Consider the following 13,544-nt stretch of genomic DNA (forward strand, 5'->3'; position numbering starts at 1 on the left):
AAGACATAAACGGCGCTATAAAGTCGTTACAAAAAGGCATTAGCGTTGATCCTTACTTTGATGCAAGTTATGTGAATCTAGCCGACATTTATTACCGACTTGGCCAAACAGAAAAAATGCAAAGCGTGCTTAATAATGGTTTAACAGCAGTGCCTAGCTCTGCGCCGCTACATTATGCAAATGGTATGGCGCTTATTAGAAGCGGTAACAAACCCGCTGCTGTTGGCTCATTCAAACACGCAATGGCACTTGAAAGTAACAACGTGCAATACGCTTACTTGTACTTTTTAGCACTTGATAGCATTGGCGCAACAGCGCAGGCCGTGAGTGAGTTAAAATCCAAAATCAGCACATATAATAATGCAGTAAAGCTAAAAAGCTTAGGAATGAGCTTTACTAAAAAGCTGAAAAATGCAGAAGGTTATCAATTTTTTAAGCAGTTAAAGTAGGTTTTACCTCTGTAAAAGAGAAACTTATGTAATATAGTAATTATCTATTACTCAAATACAGAATTACATAAGCAAAATTGACACTTAGCACTTAACAACTAAGATACAAAATTTACACCTTATCAACAATGCCGTTTTCGTTCCTAAAAATAGATTACTTAATTAAATGAATTTGTGTACTTTTCAGGCACAAATCTATAATGCCCTGTAATTTTATAGGCAAAAAGGATATCGCTTTTTTCAGGCCCTCGCCCAATGTTATGTACAATCAACGGACTACCAGAACGTGTATCTTGCTCTTTAATAACCATACCAATGTGCGGCAAATTACCTGGCAGCATCCACGTGACGATATCGCCTGCCTTGTAGTCACTCGCGTTATTAGATTTAGTAAGCTCTTGTCCATGCCGTTTAAAATATACTTGCAGGTTAGGGACTCGTCGGTGATCTATATTTTTATCAGGTTTGGTTAAACCCCAAATACGCTTAGAGGGATATAGCTCAAAGTTTTTTACCATGTCCTCATGAACACGCTTTTGCAAATCAACACCCAATTGACGATATGATCTAATTATAACATCTGTGCACACACCAGTATTCTTTGGTACATCCCCACCAGGGTAAGTTATTGAGCGATAAGACCCATCGTAGGTAACGTTATGTGTTGTTCTTTCAAGTAATGCAGTTACCATATCTTCTTCAAACGAGGCTGTATTTACATTTAACGTCGTAGCTAAAAATAGAGTTAGCTTAATCATACAAATTCCTTTTAAAAATAGTTTAATGATCAAATTACGCTAATAGAAATACATAAACAACACTACTGTTCAATCACTGCAATGTAACCATTTTACTAATTTTTTAACATGCCCGCTTGAACATAAGATTAGATGACAAGCTTGTATGTAACCCATTGAGTGCAGGCCGTTTAGTACTTCAGCAGGTAGTTGTTGTAGTGTATCTGCGGCAATAGAATACAAGCCATTGTAGCCTTGTGTTTTGCCATTTGGTTTAGTGATGTTTAGCTGTACTGCTTCAATTAAATCGTGTTTTAGTAAGGTATTGATAAAAGCGGTTGTACGTTCGCCGCCATGCATAAGCTTTATCAATTGCTCACTCACATTATTTAAATATGTGGTTGGCTCCCCTGTTTCGTTAAATAACCGTGTTCCCTCACTATTATTTACTCTTGGGTGTTGTTCGTTAATTGTAACAGCGAGATCTGTTTGCTCGCTCTTGTTAGTAAGTTTATTTCCTATTCCTAACTTAAATGGTTGTCGCTGTAAGTGTAAAGGTACGTATGTGGCATGCCATATATCATTTTGTAAAAATAAGTTTTGCCCCTCATCAAAGCCAGTTAAAGCATATAGTTCAAACTGGCCAGTTTGATTGTTCTTCATAAAATAGACTGGGTAGTCTAATGCAAGTTGAGCAAGCTCATCGGCAACAACCGGAATGTAGTTTACTGCTTCGCCGTATTGTGTACCGCGTTCAGTTTTAATGCGAGTGTGCTTATGTGTATTTTTATCGAGTAATACTGAGTTTGTCATAGTGTGTCGCTCTTATGTTTTAACTATATTTGCTGCATACCAAATTGATTAATTTGCGCTAATAATGCTTTATTGGTAGGTAATTTATTAAGTAATTTTTGGGTGTATTGCTGGTTGTTATTGACAAGCGCAATGGCCTTTTTAAAATAACTTTCTGAGTTGCCATACAGTTCGCTTGAGCCTGTAAACCCCATGCCATACATCACATATTGATAGCTTGCTGCTGGAAACACTTCTTGTGAATGATCAAAGTGGTTATCGCTTGGTGTATGAAATTCCCAAAGTGATAAGTTATCTTTTAAGCTTTGTGGAATAGTATTTTGATGACAGTGCGCTTGCCAAAATGGGCTGTCGGTTCGTTTACTCAACATATAATGCAACTTTAAAAAGTCGATTATTCGCTCCCATCGGTAGCTAAATGTCCGGTTAAAACGCTGCGCGGTTATATTCATTACATGCCTATTGGCCGGAAATTGCTGCGCAACAAAATTGGCTGATATTTCTACCAGTAATAAAGCGGAGGCTTCCAGTGGCTCTAAAAAACCAGCTGAGAGGCCTACTGCGACACAGTTTTTATGCCAAAATTTTTCACGATGCCCTGGTTCGAAACTAAGCTTTTTAACTTTGTATTCGCTTTGCTGATCTTTATTAATATTTAAGTAATCAAATAATTGCTGCTTAGCATCTTCATCACTAATGTGTTTACTAGAGTACACATGCCCTATTCCACGGCGTGTTTGTAATCCTATATCCCAAATCCAGCCCGATGTTTGTGCTGTAGATAAAGTATGCGAGCATATTGGTTCGTCATCTTTGTATGGCATGTGTATGGCAAGCGCACTATCAGCAAATAATACATCTTTACAAGATTTAAACCCCACCCCTAAGTTCTCACCTAGTAATAACGATTTAAAGCCACTGCAATCGATAAATAGATCCCCAGCTATCTCTATTTTATTATTAAGGCTAACGCTTTTAATATCGCCATTTGTGCAATTGTTTACACCGACGACAGTGCCTACAATGTGTTTAACATTAAGATTATCAATGCAGTGGTTTTTTAAAAATGTAGCGAATAAGCCTGCATCCAAGTGATAAGCATAATTTGCTATTGCACTAAATTCGGGTGTGGTGATTTGTTTGGGAGCTAATCCACTTTCGCATATTGACTGCTGCGCACTTACATACTGGGCAAAAGGAGGTTTTGGCTCGTTTTTAGTTAGCCAACTAGTAGCTAAGTTATGTTCATACATCCCTGTTGGTAGTTCAAGCGGGTGATAGTAATAGTCATCTTCTTCACCTGTAATCCATTTAGTAAACTTAGCGCCTTGTTTAAACGACACATTACATTGTTGAATAAATTCAGTTTCACGAATACCCATGTCTTTAAGGGTTCTACGCATTGTAGGCCACGTTCCTTCGCCAACGCCAACTGTAGGAATATCTGAGGACTCTAACAGCGTTATATTTATTTTTTTGCTGTGATGTTTTTGCAAATACGCCGCAATTATTCCTGCACTTAGCCATCCTGCAGTTCCACCGCCAACTATTACTATTGATTTAATATCATCGTTCATAGCAACCTCGTTAGTTAAAAAGCAAAACGACAGCGCTGAGCTGTCGTTTTGTATTATTTGTCAATAAACTAACTTACCATTTAGCACTTAAGCCAATGCTAAAGCGCGGACCATATTGCTCAGCAGATACTAATTGCTCTGCAAAACGACCATGGCGGCGTGTTGTTTCATTCGTTAAATTAAGTGCATCAAAGCTAACACCCAAGGTGTCGTTAATGGTGTAATTAAAACTAAAATCTAGCTGACCATACGCCTCTGTAAATGTAGGCTCAGTTCCCAAAGACAGTAAGAAATCATCGCGCCAGTTATAGGCTAAACGTACTTGGTAATCATCGTTTTCGTAAAAGCCGACCAAATTACCTGAATCGCTTAGTCCTGCTAGTGCAATTGTTTGGTCAAAATCATACGGTTTAAACGATTCATCGCTATTCACTATCGTATAATTAGCAACCACGCCAAAGCCTGTATCAGGCACCATGTACTGCGCATTTAATTCCCAACCATCTACTTCACGATTTTGAAGATTATCTGGCGTTGCAATATCAAATGTAACAATCGGGTCTGACGCTTGGCTTAAACATGCTGGGTTAGGTGTATCTGAACTATCAGGACAACCAGGGCGGGGGTTAACACTTGGATCGCGTAACGGCTCGCCATTTACATCATTTAGCGTACCTTGCACTACGCCTGCACCAATGAAGTTTTCAACAAACTTTTTAAAGTAACCAACTGATGCATAGCTTCCGTCGTCTCCATACCACTCAACTGAAAAATCAAAGTTATCTGACGTAATTGGCAATAAGTTAGGGTTACCTTGCGATGCATTAAACGGTCCTTCAGGACGGGCGTTAATGGTAGTTGATGGGAACATACCACCAATACCTGCACGAGCTAATGTACGACTATATGAAAAACGAGTTTTAAAGCCGTCATCTAAGTCGGCGCTTATATCAAAGTTTGGTAATACACGTGTATAACCACCTTCAAGTTCCTGCGGTGTTGCTGTTGCAGCAAATACAGGGCGAAGCTCTTCAGCATGACGATAGTTAAAAGCAACAACCCCAGGCTTGACTGAATAACCTGTTACATCGGTGTCTTCGTAGCGCACACCGACATTCATATCAATTGGAATATCATTAAATTCGGTTTTAAGATCAAATGATACATATATCGCGAGCGTTTGCTCCTCAACCCCATTTGTAGAAATATTTGGCTCAATAAATAATCCTTCATCTCTGACAATATCTACAAAATCGTTGGCACTGTAACGTGGAATAAATGGAAATAGCTGATCCGAACCTGAAAACTCATCAGCAAAGTCACCTTGTTCATCAAAGGTTAGCCCTAGGTTGTCTAGAGGAATATCCACAAATGAGAACTGCTCAGAAAGATAAGTATCGATTTGGTAATCGGTATACATTACACCAAAATTTATAGCGCTGAGTGCCCCACTCTTCAAATTCTCCCATTGCCCACTTGCATGATACTGCTTAATGGTATTTTTCATTTCATAACCACGGCGCTGATATAAATCTGACACAATATTAGCTGGGTTGTAAGCCCCACCCGCCAATGTTGAATCATCAACCCCAATACTCGGAATGTCACCAGAGAAGTTAGCACTGATGGATTTAACCGAACCTGGGACATTCTTTAAATTTGCAATTGTTTCAGCTGTATCACCATCTGGGTTTGAGTGTGATGTAGAGTTATGAGCGTCAAACGTAAGTTTCAATGAATCGCTTGCTTGCCACGCTAAATTTAAGCCTAATGAATCGTTTTCTTTTTCTTCGTAGAGCTCCCACGCCCAAAAATTCAACTCATCATTTGCATTTTTAATATCAACTAACGTACCGTTGGCATCGGTTGTACCTGTTGGGTTATCAAACCAAAACGCCATTTTATTGGTATTACTCGTTTCTTCAAAGCGCGATAGCGTGTAATCAAGCGTGGCTGTAATATTATCATTAGGCGCATACTGTAAAACCAACTGCGCATTTTGGCGTTCTCGCTTAGTTTCAAAGCGCTCCATTTCTGGCGTCCAAGGTACCCAATAAGTACCCGTTGGATTAACTGTTGTATCAATTGCACTGCTATCAACACCGGCAGCATTTGCTCGGTTACGTACCCAACCTTGCGATGTGCCTACGCGCTCTCGGCCACTTTCTCGCTCTGAATGCGACAGCGCAAGTAAAACACCAAACGTATCATCAGCGAATGTTTGGCTAACCATTCCCGAAATTTCTGGTGTTAGGTTTGATTTCTCTGAGCTGGTGTCTTTAATTGCCTTTGCATTTGCAAATGCTTTAAAACCGTCAAAATCAAATGGTTTTGCTGTATTTATATTAATGGTTGCGCCAATACCACCTGAGGCTACATTCGCTTTACCCGTTTTATAAACTGATACGCCCGACACACTTTCAGCCGCAATTTCTCTAAAGTTAAAGCTGCGAGAAACTCCCGCTTCTTGTAAAACCGAAGAGTTTGGCATTTGACGACCATTTAAGGTTACTAAATTAAAGCCAGGACCAAAACCCCGAACACTAACTTGGTTGCCCTCATTGTTTGCACGGTCGATTGATACACCACTAATACGTTGCAGCGATTCAGCTAAGTTAGTATCAGGTAACTTACCAATGTCTTCTGCTGATATAGCATCTACGACGCCTGATGAATCTTGCTTTATTGACGCAGATTTACTTAATGCGCTTCTGATACCTGTTACTTGGATAACTTCAACATCACTTTGTACAGTTGTCTCGTTTTCCTGTGCGGCGTAACTTACTGGAGAAGTTATCAGCATTGCCGCGCAAATCGCATTTAATTTGAATTGTGTGTTAGTCATTATTGCACCTAAATATTGTGTTTATAACTTTTAACCATTAGCAGGTTATCTATGGGCGTTATCATTGTTAAAATAACATTGTTAACAATTAACTTTACAGTAATGGAATTTAACTAACCAAGTCAAACAAATTGACCATTTATTTTACAAATAACGTTTAGTTTTCGCTCAAGAATGAGTGGGAATAAATATTTAGTGAGCTAAAAAGGCGGTATAAAAGTTAATTTTTCGCGGCGCTGGTTAAGAGGTTTATCGATATATTGAGCCATAAGGATATTTAAATTTATCTTTCGAGGCTGAATTTGCAGCAGTATGTTTGACTTTTAGGCAATGCAGAGCCTGTGTTGTGTCGCAACGCAGCATAAATGCCAAACAACTGCTATCCTTGGTTCCTCCTAGGCGCGAGTTAATACTTAAGCGCTAAAACTAAGTTTAGCGCGCCAATAATGATGTAATTTTTTGCGCTGTGCTTTTAAGTTCATCAATAGCACATTGCTTATTTAAAGAAGTATTAAGTGCTGAATCAAAAGACGAAATGGTAAGTGCGGCTATTAATTTTGCATTAGGCTTACCTATTAATACGCTAAAGTCGTGTACACCAGCGATCAGTGGGTTATTTTGTACAAGGTATCCTTGCTCTTTAATTAAATCGAGCTCGTTCAATAACTGATGACATTCATTTTCATAAGCACTATACGTTTCATCGTGTTCAATAAGCATCTGGCGCACTTCGTCATTACTGTTTGATAAAAGTACTTTACCTGCACTAGAACTACTCAGCGTAAATAAAGCCCCTTCTGCAATACTTAAATGCATTGGACTTTTGCTACGCGCTTGCACAACAACCATTGCTTGGCTTTGATACAACATACTTAAATGGCAAGACTGCCCACTATTTACAGCCAAATCTTCCATATGCGGTAATGCCGATTGCAGTACATTATCCATAGGGGAGATACTTCGTGATAAATTATAAAGCTTTAACGACAGACAATATCTGCCCGACTCCAGTGAGCGAACTAAATAGCCACGCTTTTCAAGGCCCACGAGCACTCTGTATACCTCATTAGGTGTTCTAGAAATACCAGATGCTATTTCACTTTGCGTACAAGGTGCGTTATTTAGAGCTAAAAACTCTAATATATCCAAACCTTTATCTAAAGCGGGCACTGCATATTTTGCTTTTGACTTATCGTTCATAGATGTCCTTTGTTTGAATTTCAACCTAAAATAACTTGTATCTTTATATATAAATTTAAAAATTTTTTTGACTACAAAAAACAATTTACTTATTTGCAATCAAGCACATAGCGAATAAAAATCAATTTATATATAAATATAGTATTTTTATATAAATTAAACTTGACCTAAATGCATAACCGATCAAATATTGTCAACAATAAACAAATAAATATAAAATGGAACTACATTTATGTCACACACTTATTTAACACCACAACAAATAGCTGATTTTCACCGTGATGGTTATATTATTGTCAAAAATTACTACAGCGCTGATGAAATTGAGCTACTACAACAAACTGCTTTTAATGACGATACACTCTATGAACGAGCATGGGACAAAAAAGACGCCGATGGCGCTGTAAGTAAAGTCTGTTTATGGCAAAAAACAGGCGACGATTTATACAGTATGTTTTCTCGCGGTCGTCGCTTAATTGAAGTATGCGAAACACTTATTGGCGAAGAGGTGTACCACACCAGCACTAAAATTATGATGAAAGAACCATTTGTAGGTGGCGCCTGGGAATGGCACCAAGATTTTGGCTACTGGCATCGTGATAATTACATGCTTTATCCAAAATCAATTAGCTGTATGGTCGCCATTAATAAAGCGACGCAAGAAAATGGTTGCTTGCAAGTACTTAAAGGCTCACATCATTTGGGACGATTGGATCACAGTAAAACCGGTGACCAAAAAGGCGCCTGTTTAGAGTTTGTAGAAGAAGCAATGAAGTACCATGAACTTATAAATGTAGAACTTGAACCAGGTGATGTACTGTTTTTCCACTGTAATTTACTGCATAAATCAAATCAAAACCGCGCTGCCGAACCTCGTTGGTCAATGATCAGTGCTTACAATGCGATTAGCAACCAGCCATTTAAAGAAAATGAAGCTGTTTATTATCCATTAAATCGCGTTAACGATGATGCTATTTTAAATTTTAAAGTAAAAGAACGTACTTAAAGTAACCTTCTAGCCTAAACCAGCTTATGCATTATAGCCCAATGCATAAGCTGGTTTTTTTTATATGGAAAATTCTGTATGTTAACCTCAGAGCAAAAACACCTTATACCTCACGCTACTCCTAAAAATGACGAAGACCCACACGGGAAAATAATTGGCCAAGGTAAATTTAAATACAAAATAGACGCCCACTGGGGAAAGTTAAACCCCAATAAATACCCTATAGAAAATTGTCATGCGATGGTGATGGACTCACAAGGGAGAATATTTATGATCACCGATAACACGACTAATAATATTTTAGTGTATAGCCAAAACGGTGAATTACTTGACGCTTTTGGAAGCTCTTTTCCTGGTGGACACGCTATAAAAATTGTAAAAGAAGGCGAGCAAGAATTTCTATACGTTATAGATAGTGGCTGGATTGTTAATCGCCACTGGGATGGTCACAGCACAGAGCAATGGGATAGCCCTACTAACAATGTCATTCCACAGGCTGGCTTTATTGCCAAAATGACCTTAGATGGCAAACTAATATACAGTATCGGCCATCCACAAACGTGCGGTGCTTATAAACCCGAGCAACCTTTTCGCCCTACTGACATTGCCATTGCCCCCAATGGGGATTTATATGTCACCGATGGTTATGGCAGCGACTTTTTACTGCATTATGATAAACAAGGTCGCTATATAAACCATTGGGGCGGTCACCATAATGAAGACAAAAATTACAATTTACACAACACCCATGGGGTTGAAGTAGACTTACGAGATCCCTTAAATCCTACATTAATAGTAAGCTCTCGTTTTGAGCAATGTTTAAAAGTATTTTCGTTTGATGGTAAGTACCTTGATAGAATTAGCGCTAATGGGGCATATATTGGCGGTCCCGTGTTCAAAGGTGAACTATTTTATGCACCAGTTTGCTGGTCGCATATTGACAATAAAAATGCTGACGATTCTGGTTTTATTAGTATATTTGATAAAAGTAACACGCTAATAGCTAATTTAGGGGCACCGCAACCGCAGTATATAAATGGAGAACTACAGCCGATGCAAAGTAACGGGGACATTTTTAATCACGTGCATTGTATTTGCGTAGATCAAGACGACAACTTATATGTAGGTCAGTGGAACTCCTCTAAAACATACCCAATTAAATTAATAAAACAGTCATGCTAAGTTTAACGCTCTGAGAATAGTGTTTATTTTTAATAATGAGTACCTTGTACTCATTGTAAAGCATAAAACTCACAGGCTTAACAGCAAAAATACACCTAAAGCCATTCCCAGCATATTTAGTATTAGTTTATTTGTATTGTGTTAGGCAGTAGTAGCGATACAAATAAAAAAACTGCTAAGCTATCATATAGATAAACCCGCAGTTTGTTTATTACTAAACCTTTATTACACGTTTTTAGCGAGTAATACGTTTACTCATTTTAAAGCTTTGCAATGTTAGTGAACTAACTGCACCACCACTGTCAGGGAATGTAACTTCAATATTGTTAGTTTTTTTAATGTTATTATATGGCACTGGAATTTCAATAACACCAAAGAAACGCTCACGTCCAAGGCCACCATTTTTTTGATCATATCCTCTAAAATCAGTAGGAATAGCGACTCTATTCCCATTAACAGTTACAACTGGCGTTAACGACTTACCATGAGGGCGGCCAACACCTAAGCGCAATGTAGCCTCGCCATTAGCCCCTTTATCTACATTGTTAATAGTAAAGAACTGGGTCGCGTTGGCTGCAATATTTTTAACTACTGCACTTGCGTAATGCTTAGTCTCTTGATTAATATTGTTAATAACAACATTTTTTTGGTGACTCACTTTAATTATCATGGTTGACTCAGAGCCTAATACAACAGAGCTTGGGAGTGTTGTTCTGTTGCTGTTATCCAATACTGGTTTGCCTTGGGCATTAGGATATAAATGCTTAATATTTACACCCGTTACGTTGTTAGAACCCTTGCCTAAAACACTTAAATCAATATTGGTCGGTGAAAATTCAAGGCTGTTTAATACCAAATAAACATCTTTGCCATCAACATACGCGTCAGCTTGAATATCCATATCGCTTGCCCAGCTATCTATTCGCGTCCCTTTTATATCAGACCATAACTGGTAAAACTTAACCATTTCGGTGTAAACCCATTGCTCGCCGGTTTCACCTTGACCTTCTTTAGCTTGACGCAGTAAACGCCAGTAATAGGGAATAGTGTCGCTTATACGGCCCCATTCTGCTTTTAATGGAATAAACGGAATGGCTTTATCAATACGGTTTGGCCTTTCCATAAAGCTCATCAGCATTGAGCTCATTGCCTTTAGACATAACCAGTCACGTTGCGGTGTCCATTTAGTACCAAATGAGCCTTGTAATTGAGAGCCATATTCGGAAATAACTAACGGCTTAATACTTCCCCATTTATAAGCCATATATTGCTCAACCATATCAAGGGTCGCTTCCATATTGCTGCCTTTTCGGTACTGTATTTGATGCTGACCACCAGGGCCACCTGGGAAATTTGGAAAGTCATATAAGTGCATCGAAATAAAGTCCATTTTATTTCCTGCAATATCTAAAAATGCCTTGTCGCGTTGCTTCCAGTTATCGAAAAATTGTGACCCTTTTTCATAATCAGGAAACGCCACCGTAAAGCCCCCTACTTTCACATCATTCAGTGCAGGGTTAGCATTAATCACATCAGCAACTGAGTTATGCAATCTAAAAATGTCATAGAGGCTTTCTTTATCATAACCGGTATGCGGAAAGTCGTGCAGTTCAAACAGTGGCTCGTTCATTACCTCAACATACGTTGGGCGCTTTTGACCAAGGCTATCTGATGGGTTTGCTTTAAAGTATTTTTGTAAAAACTGCGCCATGTAGTCGCCCATGGCTGTACCTAGTGGTTCAGCCGCAGTATCTCTTTGCGAGAAAGACCAATTTTGATTACCAATTTTAGTGCCATCAGGATAATAAGGATGTTGCTGTGCAGCGACAATTAAATCGCTGTTACGCCCTTCATGCTTTCGCATTGTTTTAGCTTGAGCTGTTGTAATATTGGTGTAATTCCATTTTACTCCGCCGCCATTTGTTGTTGCGGTTGCTGCGCTTGCATAACCTGGTTTTGCTGAATCTTCTGGTAATTGTGTTAGTTGATATTTCATGCCCCCTGTATCACGACCAAAGTACACATCGTAATCTTCTAAAAAATGCGTCATTAAATCAGGATCAGCATTAGGCGCATTTAAGCTTTGAGCGTTATTTCCAAACCAGTCACTTTCGGTATTTGATGAATGTAACGTAATAAATTTACGACGATCGAAGCTATCAAACTGTCCTACAGCATGTTTTGTATCAATATTAAACTGCACTTTAACAGCGTGCACATTAAAGGTACTTGAAAGTAATACCGCACTCGAAACCGCACAATACAATGATCTTTTTTTCATAACTGTTACCTATCTTGGTGTAAAAATTAATCCTTTGTGTAAAGGCATGGAACTCACAATTAATATAATGTTAACAATTAACAAAATGCAACGATTAGTTAAAGTTTTGTTCAAATTTCACACTTTAGTGGTAATTAACGGGACTAAGTTAACGCCGTAAATGAACAAGCTGAACACCCTATTTACAACTAGGTATTTAGAGAGTGTTAACTTTTTGAGATTGAATTTGCTGCAGCATGCTTGGTTTTTAGCCAAACCAGAACCCAAGCATTTGATAAAAAATATTTTATGTGTGACTTTTAATTACATTCTAATTATTTCAGACGTTTTTCAGTGTTAACAATTTGTTGTTATTCATTCAAAAGGAAGATGACTCATGACCACATTGGTTAACTTATTTTAGTGGGACTCACTCATAAAAAGTAATCTATAAATTTGCTGAATAGAATTTAATAAGTAACAGGCTGATTAATAAATATAAACTTTATGAGTAAACTGGCTCAAAAATAAAGCATTTCTTTTTGTCATTTATAGTAAACATAAAAAAGCGCTGAGGGTATAAACCACCAGCGCGTTATTAATATCAAGTTAAGTCCACAAAAATCACATTTAATGGGGGCTAATTATACTTTTAAATACTTAACCTTCCTCTTCAATAAGTGACTCTAGTAAGTCATGTATTTCAGCTTTAAGCTCTTTATCTTCAATTTTATTAGCACTGACTTTAGCGTTTTGTAAGTTTTTAATCGCTTCGTCTTTTTGACCTATTTCTAACTGTAACGTAGCCATTGAAAAAGCAACCGATGACATATGATCTTTGTTATTAATTGCAATTGACTTCTCTAACGCTTTTTCATAAGTGGTGATCGCTTCTTCTAGCTCTTCGGTAAAATCAGCTAGGGTTTCCCATTGCACTGGGTGATCTTTAGACGTATTTTCGTTTTCCATACAAATAGCTTTTAATTGAGCAAATAAAGACTCAAACTTTTCACGATCATTTTTATTAGCAGCCGTCATTAGCTCTTCTGCTAAGTCGTGTACCGCTTTGTATACTTTTGTGTTCATCATTACGTATTACCTTTTAATGCAGCTAAACTCAATTACTCACTCAATTTAGCCAAAATATAGCATTCAGCCATTACAAAACATGTTTTAACAACTGATTTATTTAATTTGGTCTATAGCGTAATAATACATTAATAATAAACATCGGGTAGGCGTTAAACACTTTGTGATTAAAATTTTACCGAAATTATTGCTTGTAACCTTAAATGCGAAATAAACTCGCAAGCCAATCGAAGGTAAAGATGGTTGTAAATACCTTAAGCGCAATAACAGCTATAAACAATAAGAGAATTAGCGCTTTAGCTTTGTTACTTTTAAGATTGTTCCAATACAATAACTTTGCATTAAATTCTGTTTTTAACTTTGAAACAGCTTCTTTCATGATAATT

11 protein-coding genes are annotated in these 13,544 nt (G+C 37.9%); 3 read left to right on the forward strand and 8 right to left on the reverse strand.

Translation table 11 applies throughout. From position 1 onward, the window contains the following. Positions 1 to 449: tetratricopeptide repeat protein (locus NRL14_RS07725; RefSeq protein ID WP_373462524.1), on the forward strand; the 449-nt coding region annotated here is incomplete at its 5' end. Positions 450 to 607: 158 nt separating this feature from the next. Here NRL14_RS07725 and NRL14_RS07730 read toward each other — a convergent pair. From NRL14_RS07730 to NRL14_RS07750, 5 genes are all read right to left on the reverse strand, one after another. Continuing rightward, positions 608 to 1,207 carry a DUF1287 domain-containing protein gene (locus tag NRL14_RS07730; protein ID WP_306724376.1) on the reverse strand — a complete coding sequence of 200 codons (600 nt, stop codon included), beginning with the start codon at positions 1,205 to 1,207 and terminating at the stop codon, positions 608 to 610. A 69-nt stretch (positions 1,208 to 1,276) separates the two neighbouring features. Then, the gene (locus tag NRL14_RS07735; protein ID WP_306724377.1) at positions 1,277 to 1,999 is read right to left on the reverse strand and encodes a SapC family protein; all 723 of its coding nucleotides are present in this window, start codon (positions 1,997 to 1,999) and stop codon (positions 1,277 to 1,279) included. 23 nt (positions 2,000 to 2,022) lie between these two features. Beyond that, entirely contained in the window at positions 2,023 to 3,576 is a 1,554-nt protein-coding gene (locus NRL14_RS07740; protein ID WP_149605411.1) for a tryptophan halogenase family protein, read from the reverse strand. Between the two features lie 73 nt (positions 3,577 to 3,649). Next, positions 3,650 to 6,421 (reverse strand): TonB-dependent receptor, encoded by a 2,772-nt coding sequence (locus NRL14_RS07745; protein ID WP_306724378.1) that lies wholly within the window; start codon positions 6,419 to 6,421, stop codon positions 3,650 to 3,652. Between the two features lie 432 nt (positions 6,422 to 6,853). After that, complete coding sequence (locus NRL14_RS07750) at positions 6,854 to 7,621, reverse strand: IclR family transcriptional regulator (protein WP_306724379.1); 768 nt, start codon at positions 7,619 to 7,621, stop codon at positions 6,854 to 6,856. Positions 7,622 to 7,853: 232 nt separating this feature from the next. Between NRL14_RS07750 and NRL14_RS07755 the strand changes: the two genes are divergently transcribed. Together NRL14_RS07755 and NRL14_RS07760 are read left to right on the forward strand one after the other, a co-directional pair. Continuing rightward, complete coding sequence (locus NRL14_RS07755; protein ID WP_306724380.1) at positions 7,854 to 8,627, forward strand: phytanoyl-CoA dioxygenase family protein; 774 nt, start codon at positions 7,854 to 7,856, stop codon at positions 8,625 to 8,627. A gap of 78 nt (positions 8,628 to 8,705) precedes the next feature. Further along, positions 8,706 to 9,809 carry a 6-bladed beta-propeller gene (locus NRL14_RS07760; protein WP_306724381.1) on the forward strand — a complete coding sequence of 368 codons (1,104 nt, stop codon included), beginning with the start codon at positions 8,706 to 8,708 and terminating at the stop codon, positions 9,807 to 9,809. Between the two features lie 235 nt (positions 9,810 to 10,044). Here NRL14_RS07760 and NRL14_RS07765 read toward each other — a convergent pair whose 3' ends face one another. The 3 genes from NRL14_RS07765 to NRL14_RS07775 all read right to left on the reverse strand — a co-directional run bounded on the left by NRL14_RS07765 (position 10,045) and on the right by NRL14_RS07775 (position 13,537). Beyond that, positions 10,045 to 12,090, reverse strand: a complete 2,046-nt coding sequence (locus tag NRL14_RS07765) for an agarase (protein WP_262501083.1) — start codon at positions 12,088 to 12,090, stop codon at positions 10,045 to 10,047. A gap of 639 nt (positions 12,091 to 12,729) precedes the next feature. Continuing rightward, entirely contained in the window at positions 12,730 to 13,158 is a 429-nt protein-coding gene (locus tag NRL14_RS07770; RefSeq protein ID WP_007378076.1) for a hypothetical protein, read from the reverse strand. Positions 13,159 to 13,357: 199 nt separating this feature from the next. Further along, positions 13,358 to 13,537, reverse strand: a complete 180-nt coding sequence (locus NRL14_RS07775) for a hypothetical protein (protein WP_007378075.1) — start codon at positions 13,535 to 13,537, stop codon at positions 13,358 to 13,360. Positions 13,538 to 13,544: the final 7 nt, after the last annotated feature.

Origin of the sequence: Pseudoalteromonas sp. 20-92, from assembly GCF_030847595.1 — a bacterium.
GTDB classification, from domain to species: domain Bacteria; phylum Pseudomonadota; class Gammaproteobacteria; order Enterobacterales; family Alteromonadaceae; genus Pseudoalteromonas; species Pseudoalteromonas fuliginea.

Bases quoted from the DNA above. Each gene is read 5' to 3' on its own strand.
- NRL14_RS07770 (WP_007378076.1), bottom strand. From the start codon at position 13,158: ATGATGAACACAAAAGTATACAAAGCGGTACACGACTTAGCAGAAGAG.
- NRL14_RS07760 (WP_306724381.1), top strand. From the start codon at position 8,706: ATGTTAACCTCAGAGCAAAAACACCTTATACCTCACGCTACTCCTAAA.
- NRL14_RS07765 (WP_262501083.1), bottom strand. From the start codon at position 12,090: ATGAAAAAAAGATCATTGTATTGTGCGGTTTCGAGTGCGGTATTACTT.
- NRL14_RS07775 (WP_007378075.1), bottom strand. From the start codon at position 13,537: ATGAAAGAAGCTGTTTCAAAGTTAAAAACAGAATTTAATGCAAAGTTA.
- NRL14_RS07755 (WP_306724380.1), top strand. From the start codon at position 7,854: ATGTCACACACTTATTTAACACCACAACAAATAGCTGATTTTCACCGT.
- NRL14_RS07735 (WP_306724377.1), bottom strand. From the start codon at position 1,999: ATGACAAACTCAGTATTACTCGATAAAAATACACATAAGCACACTCGC.
- NRL14_RS07730 (WP_306724376.1), bottom strand. From the start codon at position 1,207: ATGATTAAGCTAACTCTATTTTTAGCTACGACGTTAAATGTAAATACA.
- NRL14_RS07745 (WP_306724378.1), bottom strand. From the start codon at position 6,421: ATGACTAACACACAATTCAAATTAAATGCGATTTGCGCGGCAATGCTG.
- NRL14_RS07750 (WP_306724379.1), bottom strand. From the start codon at position 7,621: ATGAACGATAAGTCAAAAGCAAAATATGCAGTGCCCGCTTTAGATAAA.
- NRL14_RS07740 (WP_149605411.1), bottom strand. From the start codon at position 3,576: ATGAACGATGATATTAAATCAATAGTAATAGTTGGCGGTGGAACTGCA.